This window comes from Streptomyces sp. NPDC001828 (genome assembly GCF_042892175.1).
Lineage (GTDB): Bacteria > Actinomycetota > Actinomycetes > Streptomycetales > Streptomycetaceae > Streptomyces.
In genome coordinates this window covers 221,257-237,834 of record NZ_JBIATV010000009.1, presented here as the reverse complement: position 1 = coordinate 237,834, position 16,578 = coordinate 221,257, and the positions used below count along the sequence as shown (strand labels likewise).

The following is a 16,578-nucleotide window of genomic DNA, read 5'->3' as shown; positions in this document are numbered from 1 at the left end:
TCATGGCCGAGGGCACCGATCTGCGCACCCCACCGTCCGCCTCCGCCGAGGACGACTATCTGCACCGGCGCACCCTGCGGCGGGGCAGCGCCGGCTGGCTGCTGCTCACCGGGCTCGGCGTCGCCTACGTGGTGTCGGGCGACTTCTCCGGCTGGAACATCGGTCTGTCCAAGGGCGGCTTCGGCGGCCTCGCCGTCGCCACCGTCCTGATGGGCGTCATGTACGCCTGTCTCGTGTTCTCGCTCGCCGAGCTGTCGGCCATCCTGCCCACCGCGGGCGGCGGTTACGGCTTCGCGCGCCGGGCGCTCGGCACCTGGGGCGGCTTCCTGACCGGCACCGCGATCCTCATCGAGTACATCCTGGCGCCCGCCGCGATCTCGCTGTTCATCGGCGACTACGTCGAATCGCTCGGCCTGTTCGGCCTCACCTCGGGCTGGCCCGTCTACCTCGCCTGCTTCGCGGTCTTCATCGGCATCCATCTGTGGGGCGTGGGCGAGGCGCTGCGCTTCAGCCTCGTGGTCACCGCGATCGCGGTCGCCGCCCTGCTGGTCTTCGCCATCGGCGCGTTCACCGACTTCGACGCGGCCCGCCTCAACGACATCCCGGTGGACGCCACCGCGCTCGGCTCCAGCTCCTGGCTGCCGTTCGGCGTGCTCGGCATCTGGGCCGCGTTCCCGTTCGGCATGTGGTTCTTCCTCGGCGTCGAAGGAGTTCCGCTGGCGGCCGAGGAGGCCAAGGACCCCGTACGGTCCATGCCGCGCGCGCTCGCCATCTCGCTCTCCGTCCTCGTGCTGCTCGCCGTGGTGACCTTCTTCGCCGCGACCGGGGCGCACGGCTCGGCCGCCATCAAGGACGCGGGCAACCCGCTGGTCGTCGCGCTCCAGGGCGACGGCGGCCCGACCGCGCTGAGCCGCTTCGTCAACTACGCGGGCCTGGCCGGTCTGGTGGCGTCGTTCTTTTCGCTGATCTTCGCGGGCTCGCGCCAGCTCTTCGCCCTGTCCCGGGCCGGCTATCTGCCCCGCTTCCTGTCCCTGACCAGCCGCCGCAAGTCGCCCTACCTCGGCCTGCTGATCCCCGGCGCGCTCGGTTTCGCGCTGGCCGCCTGGAGCGGCAACGGCGGCCGGATGCTGAACGTCGCGGTGTTCGGCGCCACCATCTCCTACGCCCTGATGGCCCTCTCGCACCTGGTCCTGCGCCGCCGCGAGCCCGGCCTGGAGCGGCCCTACCGCACCCCCGGCGGGGTCGTGACCTCCTCCGTCGCCTTCGTGCTCGCGCTCTTCGCACTGGTGGCGACGTTCCTGGTGGACAAGGACGCCGCGTTCATCGCGCTCGGCGTCTACACGATCGCGCTGGCCTACTTCGCCTTCTACAGTCGCCACCGTCTGGTCGCCCACGCACCCGAGGAGGAGTTCGCCGCCCTGGCCGCCGCCGAGGCCGAGCTCGCCCGGGACTGAATCCCCACGAACGGAGACAGCCGCCGTGTCCAAGCCGCTCATCGGCATCAGTACGTATCTGGAGCCCGCCCGGTGGGGCGTGTGGGACCTGCCCGCCGCCCTGCTGCCCGCCGGATACCCCCGGCTCGTCCGGGCCTCCGGGGGCCTGGCCGCGATGCTGCCGCCGGACGACGACCCGGCGGCCGCCGCCGAGGTCGTGGCGCGCCTGGACGGGCTGGTCATCGCGGGCGGCGCGGACGTGGAGCCGGTCAGGTACGGGGCCGAGCCGTCGCCCCGTACCGGGCCCCCCGCCCGCGAGCGGGACGCCTGGGAGCTGGCCCTGATCGAGGCGGCCCTGGCCTCGGGCACCCCGCTGCTCGGCGTCTGCCGGGGCCTTCAGCTCCTCAACGTCGCCCTCGGCGGCACGCTGGTCCAGCACCTCGACGGGCACACCGGCGGCCGGGGCGTGTTCGGCGAGCACACCGTCAAGCCGGTGCCGGGCACCCTCTACGCCTCGCTCGTCCCCGAGGCGGCAAAGGTGCCGACCTACCACCACCAGTGCGTGGACCGCCTGGCCACCGGTCTCGTGGCCTCGGCGTACGCGGAGGACGGCACCGTCGAGGCGGCCGAACTGCCCGGCGCCGCCTGGGTCCTGGGCGTCCAGTGGCACCCCGAGATGGACCGGGACACCCGGGTCACCGAGGGCCTGGTGCGGGCCGCGTCCCCGCGCTGAGACCCCGGCTCGGACCGGTCGTGGCGGCCCCGGATCCGGCGTGGTCCCGGGCCGCACGACACGCCCGGGAACCCGCGCCCCCACGAGGGGGTGACGATTCGGCGATCATCCGGGTATCTTCCTCTCGCCGCCCCTCACCGGGCGGATTCCCCGAGACTCCTCGCCTTCACCTGGCCGCTCGTTCCTCTTCGCGCTCTCGTTCCTTCCCCGGCCATTTCACGGACACATCCTGACCGTGTGTTCCTCCGTGTCCCCGCTCCCCCCGCCCACCGGTGGGGAAGCTCCGCCACGCCCCGAAGGACCGAAGGCCCCGTGCCCGCACCCGTCATCCTGTCGGGCCGTTCCGTACGGCTCGAACCGCTCAGCCCCTCCCACGCCCCGGCCCTGGCCGCCGCCGCGGCGGCCGACCGGACCTCGTACGCGTTCACACCGGTGCCGCACGGCCTGGACGCGGCGTACGCCTATGTCCACAGCGCGCTCGCCGACCAGGAGGCCGGCCGCAGCCTGGCCTTCGCGACCGTACGGGCCGCCGACGGCCTGGTCGTGGGCTCGACCCGGTTCTGCGAACTCGACTACTGGGACGGGCCCGTGGTGTGGCCGCCCGCGCCGCGCGGGCCGCTCACCGGCGCCGCCGACGCCGTCCCGGACGCGGCGGAGATCGGCGGCACCTGGCTCTCCGCGCACGCCCAGGGCACCGGCATCAACACCGAGGCCAAGCTCCTGATGTTCCAGCACGCCTTCGACACCTGGCGGGTGCGCCGGATCTCGCTGCGCGCGGACGCCCGCAACGCCCGCTCGCGGGCCGCCATCGAGCGGCTCGGCGCGGTGTCCGAGGGGGTGCGCCGGGTGCACACCCGGGGCCTGGACGGACTCGTGCGCGGCACGGCGTTCTACTCGGTCCTCGACGAGGAGTGGCCCGCCGTGCGCCACACCATCGAGCAACGCCTGGCGCGCGCCGACGAACACGCCAACGGCTGCCGTCTGGTGTCTGCCTGACGGTACGTCAGGTGGGCCGGGTCAGCGAGAGCAGATCGCGGGCGGGCCCGGCGGGCAGCGGGCCCTGGCGCCACACCGCGCGCAGATCGCGCCGCAGCCGTACGCCCTCGACCGGGATCCGCACCAGACGGCGGGCGGCCAGCTCCTCGCCGAGCGCGAGCTCGCTGAGCACCGAGGGCCCGGCCCCGCCGACCACGGCGGCCTTCACGGCGGTGGTGGAGGCGAGTTCGATGAGGGGCTCGGCGAGCCCGCCGTGGGCGGCGAGGGCCGCGTCCAGGACCTGACGGGTGCCCGAACCCCGCTCGCGCGAGATGAGCGGGGTCGCGGCCAGCTCGGCGGGCAGCAGCGGCCTCTGCCTGCGGGCCCACGGGTGCGAGGGGGCCGTGACCACGACCAGCAGGTCGTGGCCGATGACCGCCGAGTCCAGGCCCGCGGGCACGCCGAGCCCCTCGACGAAGCCGAGGTCGGCCTCGTCGGCGAGGAGCCGCTCCGCGACCACCGCCGAGTTCCCCGCGCTCAGGGACACCGCCGTGCCGGGGCGCTCCGCGCGCAGCGCGATCAGCCAGCCCGGCAGCAGATACTCGGCGATCGTCATGCTCGCGGCGACCCGCAGCCGTGAGTCCCGGCGGCCGCGCAGCGCCTGGGCGCCCGCGTCGAACGCCTCGGCCGCCTCCACGACCCGCCGCGCCCAGTCCGTCACCAGAACGCCCTCGGCGGTTAGCCGGGAGCCGCGCGGGGAGCGGTCGACGAGGGTGACTCCGAGGAGCCGCTCCATCGAGCGGACCCGGCTGCTCGCGGCGGGCTGGGTGATGCCCAGGTCGCGGGCCGCCCGCCCGAGGCTGCCGTGCCGGGCGACCGCGAGCAGCAGCTCCATCGCCCCCAGGTCCGGCACCCGGTGGGCCAGGGGGGCTGTGTCCTCGGGATCGCTCGCACTCATAAACCCAGCTTATGGGCTCATAGCTCCAGGAGGCGTGGCGGGGGCCGATCGCCGGGCCGAAGCTGGATTCATGGCCACCATCGCGCAGCCGCGCTCCCGCACCCACCACCCCGTCACCGTCCGGCGCCGTCCCGCCCTGCGCCACCTCGGCCCGAACTGGTACGCCGCGGTGATGGGCACCGCGATCATCGCGAACGCGGGCGCGGGGCTGCCGTTCCACGTCCCCGGCCTGCCGGTGGTCTGGGCGCTGTCGCTGGCCATGCTCGTCGTTCTCCTGCTGGCCCGCGCCGGGCACTGGCTGCACCACCGCGACCAGGCCCGCGCCCATCTCCTCGACCCCACCGTGGCGCCCTTCTACGGCTGTCTGTCGATGGCGTTCCTCGCCGTCGGCATCGGTTCCCTGTCCGTCGGCGGCACCGTGATCGGCGAGGCCGCGGCCGTGCCGCTGGCGTGGGTGCTCTACGGCGTGGGCACCCTGACCGGCCTGGTGGCCGCGGTGGCCGTGCCGTATCTGATGGTCACGCGGCACGACGTGGCGCCCGGCAGCGCCTCCCCCGTGTGGCTGCTGCCCGTGGTCGCCCCCATGGTCTCGGCGACCCTGGGCCCGCTGCTCGTGCCCCACCTCCCCGCCGGCCAGGCCCGCGAGGCGATGCTGCTCGGCTCGTACGCGATGTTCGGCATGAGCCTGCTCGCCACCCTCGTCATCCTGCCCGTGGTGTTCTCGCGCCTGATCCACCAGGGTGCGCTGCCCCTGTTCCTCACCCCGACCCTGTTCCTGGTGCTCGGCCCCCTGGGCCAGTCCACCACCGCCGTGAACAAGCTGGCCGATGTGGCGGGCGGCTCCATCGACGCCACGTACGCGCACGGCATGGCGGCCTTCGCCGTCCTGTACGGGGTGCCGGTCATGGGCTTCGCCCTGATGTGGCTGGCGCTGGCGGTGGCCATGGCGGTGCGGGCGGCCCGCGCCGGCATGGGCTTCGCGATGACCTGGTGGGCGTTCACCTTCCCCGTCGGCACCTGTGTCACCGGCGCCGAGGGCCTCGCCCGGCACACCGGTCTGCACGCCTTCGACTGGCTGGCCGTGGCCCTGTACGCCCTGCTGGTGACGGCCTGGCTGGTGGCCGGGTTCCACACCGTACGAGGCCTGGTCAACGGCAGGCTGCTCGCGGCCCCGGTGAAGAAGTAGCGCGCGAAGAAGTAGCGCGCGAAGAAACAGCCGCGTGGAAAGAAGCGGGCCGCGAAGAAGTGATCCCGCTCAGACGTCGATCCGGAGCGCCGCGCCGAGTACGGCCGGCGCTTCGGCCAACGACGGCCCGTACCAGGTGAGTTGGCGGCCGTCGACGAGGGCGGCGGGCAGCGCGGGGAAGGCCTCGGGGCCGTCGTCGGGCGTGAAGCGGTACGGCTCGTCGGGCAGCACCACCAGATCGGCGCCCACCGCGTTCAGCTCGTCGACGCCGATGCGCGGGTAGCGCTCGGGGTGGTCGGCGTAGGCGTTGCGCACGCCGAGCCGGGCGAGCAGGTCGCCCGCGAAGGTGTCCCGGCCGAGCACCATCCAGGGGCGCCGCCAGACCGGCACGACCGCCCGGCGCTCCGGGCCCGGACGCACCGCGTCCCACGCCCGCTCGGCCGCGTCCAGCCAGCCGGGGCGGGCGAGCCCGCAGCCGTCCACCAGCACGCGTTCCAGCTCGGTGAAGGCCTCCGGCAGCGTGCGCACCTCGGTCACCAGGACATCGAGACCGGCCGCGGTGAGGGCGGCCAGATCGGCGGGGCGGTTCTCCTCCTCGTTGGCGACGACCAGGTCCGGGGCGAGCGCGATGATCCGCTCCACGTCCGGGTTCTTGGTGCCCCCGATCCGTACGGCGTCGAGGCCGGCCGGATGGCTGCACCAGTCGGTGACGCCGGCCAGGAGGCCGGGGCCGCTGACCGCGACGGCCTCCGTCAAGGACGGGACGAGGGAGACCACCCTCATCAGTGGCGGGTCTCCTCGATGGCCTCGATGTGGTCGGCGACCGCCACGATCAGGATCCGGGTGCCGGGCACCGCCGCCCGCCAGCGGTGGCGGACCCCGCCGGACAGGCACAGCGTGTCGCCGCGCTCCAGGCGGTAGGCGCGGCCCTCGGCCTCGACCTCGGCGGCGCCGTCGGCCACGTACATCAACTCGTCGTTGCGGTGCTGGAATTCGCGTCCGGTGTCCTGCTCTCCGGTGAACTCCATGGCGTGCAGCTGGTGGTGTCCGCGCAGCAGGGCCCGCACCCCGTCGCCCTCGGCGTCGGGCTCGGTCTCGGCCCGTACGACGTCGACGGTGCGGGTGCAGTCGGCGGCGTCGTACAGCTCGGCGACCGTGGTGTCCAGGGCGCCCGCGACGCGCTGGAGGGAGCGGGCGCTGGGGCGGGCGCGCTCGTTCTCGACCTGGCTGAGGAAGGGCACCGAAAGGCCGCTGCGCTCGGCGACCACCGCGAGGGTGAGGCCGAGGCTGCGGCGCAGGCGCCGCACCGCCACTCCCACCCGAAGAGTTTCCTTGTCGTCCATCTCCCGGGCTCCCTCCCCGTTCACTCGGTCCGCGTCCGCACCGGTTGCGTGCAGGTCACCCTACGCAGCTTCGGGCCCCGAGGGGACCGTCCCGCCAAGATCGCGAAGGGTTCGCCGCCCGATCCGGCCGGATCGCGACGTTCCGCAGCCGCGGCCGGAGGACCGGCCGCGGCTGCGGAAAGGGGAGGTGGGAGGGGGTTTCCCAGCGGCGGCTAGGAGCCGACCGGGGTCCACTTGTCGGCCACGCCCGGGTTCTCCTTCAGCCAGGCCCGGACCGCGTCCTGCTCCTTGCCCTTGCCGGTGGACTGGATCTTCGCCTCAAGGCTGGTGAGCTGCTTCTCGTCCATCTTGAAGTTCTTCAGCCACTTGCCGACCTCGGCGTTGTCGGACGCGAAGCCCTTGCGGGCCAGGGTGTGCACGCCGTCGCCCTTGCCCCAGACGCCCTTGGGGTCCTTGAGCTTCTTCAGGTCGTAGGTGTTGTACGCCCAGTGCGGCGACCAGAGCGGAACCACGATGGGCTCCTTCTTGGCGTACGCGCGCTTCAGCTCGGCGAGCATGCCGGGCGTGGAGCCGTCGACGACCTTGTACTCGCCGTCGAGGCCGTACTCCTTGAGGATCTTGCTCTTCAGGATGCCCGTCTCACCGGCGCTCGGCTCGATGCCGACGATGCGGTTCTGGAACTCGGAGCCCTTGCCCTTGAGGTCGTCCAGGGAGTTGACGTCCTTGACGTAGGACGGCACCGAGAGCTCCAGCGAGGTCGGGCCGTACCACGAGCCCATGTCCTCCAGCTTGTCCTTGTACTTCGCCCAGTACTGGGCGTGCGTGGTGGGCAGCCAGGAGTCGGTCTCGAAGTCGATCTGGCCGCCGGCCATGCCGGTGTAGAGCGCGCCGGCCTCGTACTGGCGGGCGTCCACGGTGAAGCCGCGGCGCTCCAGGAGTTCCTTCCACAGGAAGGTGGAGGCGACGCCCTCGTCCCACGGGATGTAGCCGAGCGAGATCTTCTTGCCCTTGCCCACGTTCTTGGCGCCGGTGGCGGTGGCCTCGCCGGAGGAGCCGAACATGTTCATGCTGCCCGCGACGACGGCGAGGACGACCACGCCGACGATCGCGACGACGGGCTGCGGACGGTAGTTCCAGATCTTGAGACCGCCGGTGGCGGCCTTCGCCTTGGCCAGCGCGCGCCGGCCGAGCGGCGAGACCTGGCGGCTGAGCGCGCCGGTCATCCGGTCCAGGTACATCGCCAGGACGACGATGGAGATGCCGGCCTCGAAGCCGAGACCGATGTCGACGTTGCCGATGGCGCGGTAGACGGCGCCGCCGAGGCCGCCGCCGCCCGCCATGCCCGCGATGACGACCATCGACAGGCTGAGCATGATCACCTGGTTGATGCCCGCCATGATCGTGGGCAGCGCGAGCGGCAGCTGGACCCGCATCAGCGTGTTGCGCGGGGTGGTGCCGAACGCCTCGGCCGCCTCGACGAGTTCGCCGTCGACCTGGCGGATGCCGAGCTCCGTCATCCGCACGCCCGGGGGCAGCGAGAAGACGATGGTGGCGATGATGCCGGGCACGACACCGACGCCGAAGAAGATGATGCCGGGGATCAGGTAGACCATCGCCGGCATGGTCTGCATGAAGTCGAGGACCGGCCGCAGGACGGCGCTGACCGTCTTGGAGCGGGCGGCCCAGATGCCGAGCGGGATGGCGACGACCAGCGTCACGATCGCGGCGACGAGCACCAGCGACAGCGTCGACATGGTGTCGTCCCACAGCTGGATCGAGTCGATCAGCGCGAACCCGGCGAAGGCCAGGACGCCCGCGGACAGACCGCGCAGCCACCAGGCGATCACGGCGAGGATGCCCGCGAAGAGCAGCGGCTGCGGCGCGTCGAGCACCGCGTTGATGCCGTCGTACATGCCGTTGACGACCTGGGTGATGGCGTCGAACAGCCAGGAGAGGTGGCTCTGGAGGAAGTTGACGGCGCTGTCGACCCAGCCGCCGAGGTTCAGCCTAGGCATGCGTGGCCACCTCCTCCATCGAGCAGACGACCGGGCCCTGCTTGTCGTCCCCCAGGAACGCGATCAGCCGCTCCTGCGGCACGACGCCGAGCACGGAGCCGTCGGTGTCCTTGACGGTGACCGGGTGCGGAACCCGGGCGGCGACCGCGCACACGTCCGCCACGGGGGTGTCGGGCAGCACGGTCTCGCAGGCGCACCTGCCCACGTCGGGGCGGTGCGGGGTGGTCATCACGGACAGCGCGGTGAGCACCCGGGAGCGGTCGACGTCCTGGATGAACGAGGCCACGTAGTCGTTGGCCGGCGTGAGCAGGATGTCCTCGGCGGTGCCGAGCTGGACTATGCGCCCGTCGCGCATGACGGCGATGTTGTCGCCGAGCCGCATGGCCTCGTTGAGGTCGTGCGTGATGAAGACGATCGTCTTCTTGAGGCGCTTCTGCAGTTCGAGGAGCTGGTCCTGCATGTCGCGCCGGATCAGCGGGTCGAGGGCGCTGAAGGACTCGTCCATGAGGAGCAGGTCGGCGTCGGTGGCCAGGGCGCGGGCCAGGCCCACGCGCTGCTGCATGCCGCCGGACAGCTCGTCGGGCCAGGAGTCGCCCCAGCCGGCCAGGCCGGTCAGTTCCAGGGCCTCGGCGGCGCGTTTCTCGCGTTCGGCGCGGGGTACCCCCTGGACCTCGAGGCCGTAGGCGGCGTTCTCCAGGACGCTGCGGTGCGGGAACAACGCGAAGTGCTGGAAGACCATGCTGATCTTGCTGGAGCGGACCGTACGCAGCTCGCGGGCGGGCAGGCTCGTGAGGTCCTGGCCGTCGAACAGGACACGGCCCGAGGTGGGCTCGAGGAGCCCGTTGAGCATGCGCAGCAGGGTCGATTTTCCGGAGCCGGAGAGACCCATGACAACGAAGATCTGACCGGGTTCGACCGTGAACGAGGCATCGATCACCGCCGCGGTCGTCCCGTCCGCCCGCAGCTCGTCGCGGTCCCCGCCGCCTTCGAGCGTGCGGACGGCTTCCTCGGGTCGTCTGCCGAACACCTTGTAGAGCTGCTCGGCTTGCAGCCTGGACACATACACCTCACGGGTCGAACTGAAAACGGCCCGCATCCCCCGCGGGCGGGCCGTGGAGCGGCGCGGATTCGGTCCGCAGCCCGAGAAATGGTTGAAATCCATACTTGGGTCCGCTCCGGCGACGCGCCTGCCCCCTCCGACCTGGGGCAAACACAACAGTGACCCAGTTCACTTGTTCACGAGCGGGGTGGCGGGAGTGACGGGAGCGGCGGGCCGAGTGGCGCGCGGGAGTGGCGAGGTGGGTGTCAGTGGGGTGCGGCATCATCGGGGTGTGACGCGACGCCTGATGCTCCTCGACACCTCGTCCCTCTACTACCGCGCCTATTTCGGAGTCCCGGACACCGTCAGGGCGCCCGACGGCACACCGGTCAACGCCGTGCGCGGTCTGCTCGACTTCATCTCCCGGCTCGTCCACGACCACCGCCCGGACGACCTGGTGGCCTGCATGGACGCGGACTGGCGGCCGCAGTGGCGGGTCGACCTGATCCCCTCCTACAAGGCGCACCGGGTGGCCGAGGAGACCCCGGCCGGGCAGCCCGACGCGGAGGAGACCCCGGACACGCTGGCCCCCCAGGTCCCGGTCATCGACGACGTCCTGGACGCGCTGGGCATCGCCCGCGTCGGCGTCGCGGGGTACGAGGCGGACGACGTCATCGGCACCCTGTCCGGTCTCGCGCCCGGCCCGGTCGACATCGTCACGGGCGACCGCGACCTGTTCCAGCTGGTCGACGACGAGCGCGGGGTACGGGTGCTCTACCCGCGCAAGGGCGTGGGCGACTGCGACCTGGTGGACGACGAGCTGATCCGCACGAAGTACGGCGTGCGGCCCGGCCAGTACGCGGACTTCGCGGCGCTGCGCGGCGACACCAGCGACGGGCTGCCCGGCGTGAAGGGCATCGGCGAGAAGACGGCGGCCCAGCTGATCAACGAGTACGGGGACCTGGCGGGCGTCCGCGCGGCCGCCGCCGACCGCTTCTCCAAGCTGACCCCCGCCAAGCGGCGGGGCATCCTGGAGGCGGCCGACTACCTGGACGTCGCGCCGAAGGTGGTGCGGGTCGCGATGGACGTGGCGCTGCCGGCGTTCGACGCGGTGCTGCCCACCGAGCCGCTCGATCCGGCCACCCTCGAAGAGCTGGTGGCCCAGTGGGGTCTGGCCGGGGCGACGGGCCGGCTGCTCTCCACGCTGCGCGGGTGAGGAAGCCGCACCCCCGATGACCCCTTGACGTGGCGGGCCCCCGGCCGATTTCCGGGGCCCTCCGCCGACGGAGGTGTTAACTTAGGTCATCCTAACTAATGGTGGATCAGGGGAGCGCACAGTGGCAGAACGCCCGTCTCGCAAGGCACCGAAGATCAACGAGGCGCGGGTGGTGCGCACCGAGCGCATCACGCCGCACATGGTGCGCGTCGTACTCGGTGGCGAGTCGCTGGCCGGCTTCGGCGTCGGCGAGCACACCGACCACTACATCAAGCTGCTGTTCCCGGCGCCGGGCGTGAGCTATCCGGAGCCGTTCGACATGGAGCGGATCCGTGCCGAGTTCCCGCGCGCCGAGTGGCCGAGCACCCGCGCCTACACGGTGCGCGACTGGAACGCCGGGTCCGGCGAGCTGACCGTCGACTTCGTGGTGCACGGCGACGAGGGCCTCGCCGGACCCTGGGCCCTGCGCGTCGAGCCCGGCGAGACGGTCCGCTTCCTCGGCCCCGGCGGCGGTTACGCCCCGGACCCGGCGGCCGACTGGCACCTGCTCGCCGGTGACGAGAGCGCGCTGCCCGCGATCGCGGCGGCCCTGGAGCGGATGCCGGCGGGTGCGGTGGTGCACGCCTTCGTCGAGGTGGCCGGCCCCGAGGAGGAGCAGAAGATCAGCGCCCCGGACGGCGTGACGGTGACCTGGCTGCACCGGGGCGAGGCCGCGGTGGGATCCCAACTGGTCGGCGCGGTCAAGGACTTGGAGTTCCCGGCGGGCGATGTGCACGCGTTCGTCCACGGCGAGGCGGGCTTCGTGAAGGAGCTGCGCGCGCTGCTCCGGGTCGAGCGCGGGGTGCCGCGCGAGCGCCTGTCGATCTCGGGCTACTGGCGTCTGGGCCAGGACGACGACGCCTGGCGCGCGGCGAAGCGCGAGTGGAACGAGCAGGTGGAGCGCGAGCAGGAGGCCCCCGCCGCCTGACCCGCTCCCCCGACCCCGAAACCCCCGGCGCCTGCCCCGCCGGGGGTTTCGTGCTGGCGCGAGGGCCGGCCCTACACCGACTTCTGGTACGAGCGGAAGGTCCGGGTCGACAGCCACACCGCGACGACCGCGAGGCCGAGCAGCGCGCCGCCCCGGCCGAGCACGAGGCCCCAGTCCGGGTCGGCCGACATGGCCGAACGACCCGCCACCATGCCCCAGTTGAGCGGGTTGAAGTCGGCGATGTGCCGCATCCAGGAGGGCATCTGCGACGGCGCCATGAACGCCGAGGACAGGAAGGTCAGGGGCAGCAGCAGAAAGGTGTTGATGCCGATGATCGACTCGCGCTGGCGGACCAGCATGCCCAGCGCGTTGGAGAAGGCGCCGAAGACCGTGCCGAGCAGGATCGCGGCGACGGCCAGGATGACGAGGCCGCCGAAGCCGCCCGGGTAGTGGGCGCCGCCGAGCTTGCCGAGCAGCAGGATGATCACGGTCTGGACGGTGATGCTGATGCCGTTCTGCACGACGTTGGCGTTCATCAGGGCGCCCCGGCTGACGGGCGTGGTGAGGAAGCGGTTGAGCGTGCCGCGCTCGATCTCCTCCAGGGTGCCCATGCCGGCCCACATGCTGGAGCCCAGCGCGCTCATGAGGACGATGCCCGGTACGAGGTAGTCCAGATAGGACGTGGTGCCGAAGCCGCCGAGCTGGACGACCTTCTTGAAGAGGTTGCCGAACAGGAACAGCCAGATCACCGGCTGCACGAGGGTGATCAGGAGATAGGCGGGCTGCCGGAAGATCGCCATCAGCTGACGCTGCGTCATGTACCAGGTCTGGGCGAGGGCGTTGGAGCGCAGCGGCGCGGGTGCGGCGGTGTCGTTGCTCATCGGGTGCCTCCGGCGGCGGCGAGGGCGGGGGCTTCGGCTGCCGCCTCGGCCTCGGAGTAGCGGCGTCCGGCATAGCGCAGGTAGACGTCGTCGAGGGAGGGGCGGGCCACGGTCGCGGCGGCGACGGAGGCTCCGGCCCGTTCCAGGGCGGCGAGCAGCACGGGCACCGCGGCCGCGCCGTCGTCGGCGCGGGCGCTGACGCGGCGGCCGTCGAGCAGCACCTCGTGCACACCGGGCAGTCCGGTGAGGGCTTCGCGCAGCAGGGAGCGTTCGGTGACGGCTTCGCGGAGCTCCACATGGACGGCGTCGCCGCGCAGTTCGCCCTTCAGCTCGTCGGGGGTTCCTTCGACGACGACCCGGCCGCGGTCCACGATCGCGATCCGCTCGGCGAGCCGGTCGGCCTCTTCGAGGTAGTGGGTGGTGAGCACGATGGTGAGTCCCTCGTCACCGGCGAGCCGGGAGATCTCGTCCCACATCGCGGTGCGGGCCTCGGGGTCGAGCCCGGTGGTCGGCTCGTCGAGGAAGAGCACTTCGGGCCGGTGCACCAGGCCGAGGGCCACGTCGAGGCGGCGCTGCATGCCGCCCGAGTACCCCTTCACGACGCGCTTCGCGGCGTCCGCGAGGTCGAATCGTTCGAGCAGTTCGTCCACGCGCCGCTTGAGGGCCGCGCCGGTGAGCCCATAGAGGCGCCCCTGGAGCTGGAGGTTCTCGCGCCCGGTGGCCACGGGGTCGGCTCCGGATTTCTGCGCCACGACGCCGATCGCGCGCCGGACCCGGTCGGGGTGGCCCAGCACATCGTGCCCGGCGACGGTCGCGGTGCCGCTGTCGGGGCGTGCGAGGGTGGTGAGGATCTTGACGGTGGTGGACTTGCCGGCGCCGTTGGGGCCGAGCAGTCCGAAGACCGTGCCGGCCTCGACGGTGATGCCCATGCCGTTGAGGGCGGTGACATCGCCGGGGTACGTCTTGATCAGGTTGTGCGCCTCGACTGCGGGCGCCCGGGTACTCATGACGGGGCTCTCCTGTGGTGAGCGGGGGTGGTCGGTATGACGGACCGGTCCGCGTGGGGAGTGCCGGGCTATCCTTGGCGTGCCGCACCTTCGATCGCCTGGCCTGCCGCGCGCGGGTCGGGTCCGGGGTCGCGACCCCGGTGGGGGCTGCTGCAACAGCCCGTACCGGGGTTTCTCTTGTTGTCCTGCGGGGGCCGCGCCCGGGCGTACGCGCTGTGCGCGGCCGGGCCCGGATCGTGGGCGGCCGGCCGTGCCGGCCGCCGGCGGACTACCCGCGGGAGTGGTCCTCGTCCTCCAAGTGCTCCCATTCCTCGGGCACTTCGCCCGTGGCGTGCCAGCTGCGCCATCCGTCGATGCCGCTGAGGGTGCCGTCCGCGACCTCCTTCAGGAAGCCGCGCACCCACTCCGCCTCGGCGTCGATCATGTGGAGTTGGTACTCCGTCTCCACGAGGAAGAACCGGGGCAGCGTCTCGCGCAGCTTGCGCAGCGCTCCGCGCAGCCCGGCGGCCCGCACCTCCAGCGTATTGACCCGTTGCGCGAGCAGCGCGGTGACCTCGTCGGGCGGCAGTACGCCGATGAGGGACAGCGCCGTTTCGAAGACCGGGAACTCGTGCACGGGCACCGAGACGATGTCCGCCATCCAGTCGAGCATCTCCTCGCGGCCCGTCGGGGTGAGGGCGTAGAGGGTGCGCTCGGGGCGGTTGCCCTGCCGCTGGACGTCGGCGACCTCGACGAAACCGTGCTTCTGCAGGTTCTGCACGACGGTGTAGAGCGAGCCGTAATTGATCTTGATGCTGTACTCCTTGCCGCGCTGGCGCAGAGTCTGGGCGATCTCGTACGGATGCATCGAGGGACGCTCGGCGAGCAGCACCAGGACGGCCAGCGCCAAGGGGTTGCGGAGCTTGCGCCGCCCGACGGCCATCGCCACCACCTCACATCCCTCGTTCCCGAATACTCGTAGCCGAACATATCGCGACTATCGCGTAAGGGTCAACCACGATGTATCGCGAGTTTGCGTGTGTCGTGCAAAGAGCTGGACGGCCGGCCAACTCCCGCTTCCAGACGGCCTGTTGGGGATCCCCCATGATTGCGCCCGCACGCGGCGGCCGGCTCGTGCCGGCGGGAGGCCTCGGCACGCTCCGGCCCCCGTCGCGGCCGTGGTCAGTACGCGGGGGCCCGCTCCGCCTCCCGGGCCGGTATCGCCTCGGTACGGTCTTCGGGGCGGGCGTCGGTGGCCGCTCCCGGGCGGACCGGCCACCACAGGGCGCGCCCCAGGAGGGCCGCGACGGCAGGGACGAGGACGAGGGACAGGACGAGCGCGGACAGCAGGATGCCGAGCGCCATCGCGAAGGCCATCTGCTCGTTGCCCGGCGAGGTGGCCAGGGTGGCGAAGGACCCGGCGAGGACCAGGCCCGCCGAGGCGATGGCCGCAGTCGTGTGCCGCACCGCGCGGGCCACGGCGGCGCGCGCCGGTCCCGGCCGCCGCATCTCCTCGCGGCGGATCGCGCAGGAGGCGCTCACCAACACCCGCAAGTACGCGGGAGCGACGGCTCGCGCGAGACTCGTCCTGACGTACCGTCAGAACAAGGTCGTCGTCGAGGTACGCGACGACGGTGGGGGCCTCCCGCCGTGCGAGCCGCCGACGCCGAGCCCCGGCGGTTTCGGGCTGATCGGCATGCGCGAACGCGTAGCCCTGCACGGCGGCACGCTCACCACGGGCCCGCGCCCCGGCGGCGGCTTCGCCGTGGTGGCCGAGTTGCCCGTGCCGCAGGACGAGGCGGCCGTCCAGTACGAACCCGAGGGAGCACTGCGATGACCGAGCCGGACAACGGGACGGATCCCCGGGCGATCCGCGTGCTGATCGCCGACGACCAGCCACTGGTCCGCCGCGGGCTGTCCCTGATCCTCTCCCCCGACCCGGCGTTCGAGGTGGTGGGCGAGGCCGAGAACGGTGCGCAGGCGGTCGCTCTGGCCGGCCAACTGCGCCCCGACGTCGTGGTGATGGACATCAGGATGCCCGTACTGGACGGAGTCGCCGCCACCGCCGAACTCGCCGCCGCACCCGGCTGCCGGGTCTTGGCCCTGAGCACCTTCGACCTGGACGAGTACGTGGTGGGCGCGCTGCGCGCCGGGGCGTACGGCTTCCTGCCCAAGGACAGCTCCCCCGAGGACCTGAGCGCGGCGATCCGCACGGTGCACGACGGCGAAGCCGTGGTGGCGCCGCGCCTGCTCACCCGCCTGATCTCCACCTACGTCACCGCCCCGCGCGCACCCGGCCCGTCCTTCACCGCCACCGCCGAACTCACCCCCCGCGAGGTGGAGGTGTGGCACCTGATGGCCAGGGGCCTCGACAACGCGGCCATCTCCCACGACCTGGACATCAGCGCGTCCACGGTCAAGAACTACATCACCAGCATCTTCGACAAACTCGCCGTACGAGACCGCGCCCAGGCGGTGATCGCAGCCTACGAATCGGGCCTGGTGACCGCCGGACCGCCAGGCGCCGTCGCGGGGAGGCCGACCGCCTAGCTCAACGCCCCCTCGGCAATGCCCCCGGCGCATGGGCCCGCACCGCGGCGAACAGCTCCTTCTTCGAAGGATTCACCATCGCCCGCCCGGCCACCGTCACCGTCGGCACCGTCTCGTTCCCACCCGCGACCGAGCGCACGAACGCCGCCGCGTCAGGGTCCCGCCAGATGTTCACCTTCACGAACCGCAGCCCCGTGAAGAGCAGCCGCAGCCGGAGCTTCATGCAGTACGTGCACATGGGCCGCCAGTAGACGACCACCCCGTCCCGATCCTGGGTCACGGATCTCCCCCTGTTC

18 protein-coding genes are annotated in these 16,578 nt (G+C 72.2%); 8 read left to right on the top strand and 10 right to left on the bottom strand.

Translation table 11 applies throughout. The annotated features are described in order from the left end of the window. Positions 1-2: 2 nt before the first annotated feature. The 3 genes from eat (at position 3) to ACFYZA_RS25100 (ending at position 3,162) form a co-directional block, all read left to right on the top strand. Positions 3-1,454 carry an ethanolamine permease gene (gene eat, locus ACFYZA_RS25110; protein WP_388492879.1) on the top strand — a complete coding sequence of 484 codons (1,452 nt, stop codon included), beginning with the start codon at positions 3-5 and terminating at the stop codon, positions 1,452-1,454. A 25-nt stretch (positions 1,455-1,479) separates the two neighbouring features. Continuing rightward, on the top strand, positions 1,480-2,166 hold the full coding sequence (locus ACFYZA_RS25105) for a gamma-glutamyl-gamma-aminobutyrate hydrolase family protein (RefSeq protein WP_388492878.1): 687 nt from the start codon (positions 1,480-1,482) through the stop codon (positions 2,164-2,166). A gap of 312 nt (positions 2,167-2,478) precedes the next feature. Further along, positions 2,479-3,162 (top strand): GNAT family N-acetyltransferase, encoded by a 684-nt coding sequence (locus ACFYZA_RS25100; RefSeq protein WP_388492876.1) that lies wholly within the window; start codon positions 2,479-2,481, stop codon positions 3,160-3,162. A 7-nt stretch (positions 3,163-3,169) separates the two neighbouring features. On the opposite strand, the gene ACFYZA_RS25095 is transcribed toward ACFYZA_RS25100, so the two are convergent. Further along, on the bottom strand, positions 3,170-4,099 hold the full coding sequence (locus tag ACFYZA_RS25095; RefSeq protein WP_382600536.1) for a LysR family transcriptional regulator: 930 nt from the start codon (positions 4,097-4,099) through the stop codon (positions 3,170-3,172). A 70-nt stretch (positions 4,100-4,169) separates the two neighbouring features. On the opposite strand from ACFYZA_RS25095, the gene ACFYZA_RS25090 reads away from it, so the two are divergent. After that, on the top strand, positions 4,170-5,285 hold the full coding sequence (locus ACFYZA_RS25090) for a TDT family transporter (RefSeq protein WP_388492874.1): 1,116 nt from the start codon (positions 4,170-4,172) through the stop codon (positions 5,283-5,285). A 69-nt stretch (positions 5,286-5,354) separates the two neighbouring features. Here the strand turns inward: ACFYZA_RS25090 and ACFYZA_RS25085 are convergent, their stop codons facing one another. The 4 genes from ACFYZA_RS25085 to ACFYZA_RS25070 all read right to left on the bottom strand — a co-directional run bounded on the left by ACFYZA_RS25085 (position 5,355) and on the right by ACFYZA_RS25070 (position 9,739). Beyond that, complete coding sequence (locus ACFYZA_RS25085; RefSeq protein WP_388492870.1) at positions 5,355-6,068, bottom strand: helical backbone metal receptor; 714 nt, start codon at positions 6,066-6,068, stop codon at positions 5,355-5,357. After that, positions 6,068-6,628: a helix-turn-helix domain-containing protein gene (locus tag ACFYZA_RS25080; RefSeq protein WP_388492869.1), complete on the bottom strand. Its 561-nt coding sequence runs from the start codon at positions 6,626-6,628 to the stop codon at positions 6,068-6,070. Before ACFYZA_RS25080 ends, ACFYZA_RS25085 begins: the two co-directional genes overlap by 1 nt. Before the next feature lie 212 nt (positions 6,629-6,840). After that, positions 6,841-8,643, bottom strand: a complete 1,803-nt coding sequence (locus tag ACFYZA_RS25075; RefSeq protein WP_382599883.1) for an ABC transporter permease/substrate binding protein — start codon at positions 8,641-8,643, stop codon at positions 6,841-6,843. Continuing rightward, positions 8,636-9,739: a glycine betaine/L-proline ABC transporter ATP-binding protein gene (locus ACFYZA_RS25070; protein ID WP_382599928.1), complete on the bottom strand. Its 1,104-nt coding sequence runs from the start codon at positions 9,737-9,739 to the stop codon at positions 8,636-8,638. The genes ACFYZA_RS25075 and ACFYZA_RS25070 overlap by 8 nt, the downstream gene beginning before the upstream one ends. Before the next feature lie 250 nt (positions 9,740-9,989). Between ACFYZA_RS25070 and ACFYZA_RS25065 the strand changes: the two genes are divergently transcribed. Together ACFYZA_RS25065 and ACFYZA_RS25060 are read left to right on the top strand one after the other, a co-directional pair. Next, positions 9,990-10,898, top strand: a complete 909-nt coding sequence (locus ACFYZA_RS25065) for a 5'-3' exonuclease H3TH domain-containing protein (protein ID WP_388492970.1) — start codon at positions 9,990-9,992, stop codon at positions 10,896-10,898. A 121-nt stretch (positions 10,899-11,019) separates the two neighbouring features. Then, positions 11,020-11,865 (top strand): siderophore-interacting protein, encoded by an 846-nt coding sequence (locus ACFYZA_RS25060; RefSeq protein ID WP_382599885.1) that lies wholly within the window; start codon positions 11,020-11,022, stop codon positions 11,863-11,865. A gap of 71 nt (positions 11,866-11,936) precedes the next feature. Here the strand turns inward: ACFYZA_RS25060 and ACFYZA_RS25055 are convergent, their stop codons facing one another. From ACFYZA_RS25055 to ACFYZA_RS25040, 4 genes are all read right to left on the bottom strand, one after another. After that, positions 11,937-12,746 carry an ABC transporter permease gene (locus ACFYZA_RS25055; RefSeq protein WP_382599887.1) on the bottom strand — a complete coding sequence of 270 codons (810 nt, stop codon included), beginning with the start codon at positions 12,744-12,746 and terminating at the stop codon, positions 11,937-11,939. Continuing rightward, entirely contained in the window at positions 12,743-13,753 is a 1,011-nt protein-coding gene (locus tag ACFYZA_RS25050) for an ATP-binding cassette domain-containing protein (protein ID WP_382599889.1), read from the bottom strand. Before ACFYZA_RS25050 ends, ACFYZA_RS25055 begins: the two co-directional genes overlap by 4 nt. Before the next feature lie 268 nt (positions 13,754-14,021). Further along, positions 14,022-14,675 carry a PadR family transcriptional regulator gene (locus ACFYZA_RS25045; protein WP_382599932.1) on the bottom strand — a complete coding sequence of 218 codons (654 nt, stop codon included), beginning with the start codon at positions 14,673-14,675 and terminating at the stop codon, positions 14,022-14,024. Positions 14,676-14,914: 239 nt separating this feature from the next. Then, positions 14,915-15,199, bottom strand: a complete 285-nt coding sequence (locus ACFYZA_RS25040; protein ID WP_388492866.1) for an MMPL family transporter — start codon at positions 15,197-15,199, stop codon at positions 14,915-14,917. Between ACFYZA_RS25040 and ACFYZA_RS25035 the strand changes: the two genes are divergently transcribed. Next, entirely contained in the window at positions 15,177-15,569 is a 393-nt protein-coding gene (locus ACFYZA_RS25035; RefSeq protein ID WP_388492865.1) for an ATP-binding protein, read from the top strand. The two genes, ACFYZA_RS25040 and ACFYZA_RS25035, sit on opposite strands and share 23 nt — an antisense overlap. Continuing rightward, positions 15,566-16,282, top strand: coding sequence for a response regulator (locus ACFYZA_RS25030; RefSeq protein WP_388492864.1), 717 nt, complete (start codon positions 15,566-15,568; stop codon positions 16,280-16,282). The genes ACFYZA_RS25035 and ACFYZA_RS25030 overlap by 4 nt, the downstream gene beginning before the upstream one ends. 1 nt (position 16,283) lies before the next feature. Here ACFYZA_RS25030 and ACFYZA_RS25025 read toward each other — a convergent pair whose 3' ends face one another. Further along, the gene (locus ACFYZA_RS25025; RefSeq protein WP_382599897.1) at positions 16,284-16,562 is read right to left on the bottom strand and encodes a glutaredoxin domain-containing protein; all 279 of its coding nucleotides are present in this window, start codon (positions 16,560-16,562) and stop codon (positions 16,284-16,286) included. Positions 16,563-16,578: the final 16 nt, after the last annotated feature.

Bases quoted from the DNA above. Each gene is read 5' to 3' on its own strand.
- eat (WP_388492879.1), top strand. From the start codon at position 3: ATGGCCGAGGGCACCGATCTGCGCACCCCACCGTCCGCCTCCGCCGAG.
- ACFYZA_RS25095 (WP_382600536.1), bottom strand. From the start codon at position 4,099: ATGAGTGCGAGCGATCCCGAGGACACAGCCCCCCTGGCCCACCGGGTG.
- ACFYZA_RS25090 (WP_388492874.1), top strand. From the start codon at position 4,170: ATGGCCACCATCGCGCAGCCGCGCTCCCGCACCCACCACCCCGTCACC.
- ACFYZA_RS25085 (WP_388492870.1), bottom strand. From the start codon at position 6,068: ATGAGGGTGGTCTCCCTCGTCCCGTCCTTGACGGAGGCCGTCGCGGTC.
- ACFYZA_RS25080 (WP_388492869.1), bottom strand. From the start codon at position 6,628: ATGGACGACAAGGAAACTCTTCGGGTGGGAGTGGCGGTGCGGCGCCTG.
- ACFYZA_RS25075 (WP_382599883.1), bottom strand. From the start codon at position 8,643: ATGCCTAGGCTGAACCTCGGCGGCTGGGTCGACAGCGCCGTCAACTTC.
- ACFYZA_RS25070 (WP_382599928.1), bottom strand. From the start codon at position 9,739: ATGCGGGCCGTTTTCAGTTCGACCCGTGAGGTGTATGTGTCCAGGCTG.
- ACFYZA_RS25065 (WP_388492970.1), top strand. From the start codon at position 9,990: ATGCTCCTCGACACCTCGTCCCTCTACTACCGCGCCTATTTCGGAGTC.
- ACFYZA_RS25055 (WP_382599887.1), bottom strand. From the start codon at position 12,746: ATGAGCAACGACACCGCCGCACCCGCGCCGCTGCGCTCCAACGCCCTC.
- ACFYZA_RS25050 (WP_382599889.1), bottom strand. From the start codon at position 13,753: ATGAGTACCCGGGCGCCCGCAGTCGAGGCGCACAACCTGATCAAGACG.
- ACFYZA_RS25045 (WP_382599932.1), bottom strand. From the start codon at position 14,675: ATGGCCGTCGGGCGGCGCAAGCTCCGCAACCCCTTGGCGCTGGCCGTC.
- ACFYZA_RS25035 (WP_388492865.1), top strand. From the start codon at position 15,177: ATGGCCGCAGTCGTGTGCCGCACCGCGCGGGCCACGGCGGCGCGCGCC.
- ACFYZA_RS25030 (WP_388492864.1), top strand. From the start codon at position 15,566: ATGACCGAGCCGGACAACGGGACGGATCCCCGGGCGATCCGCGTGCTG.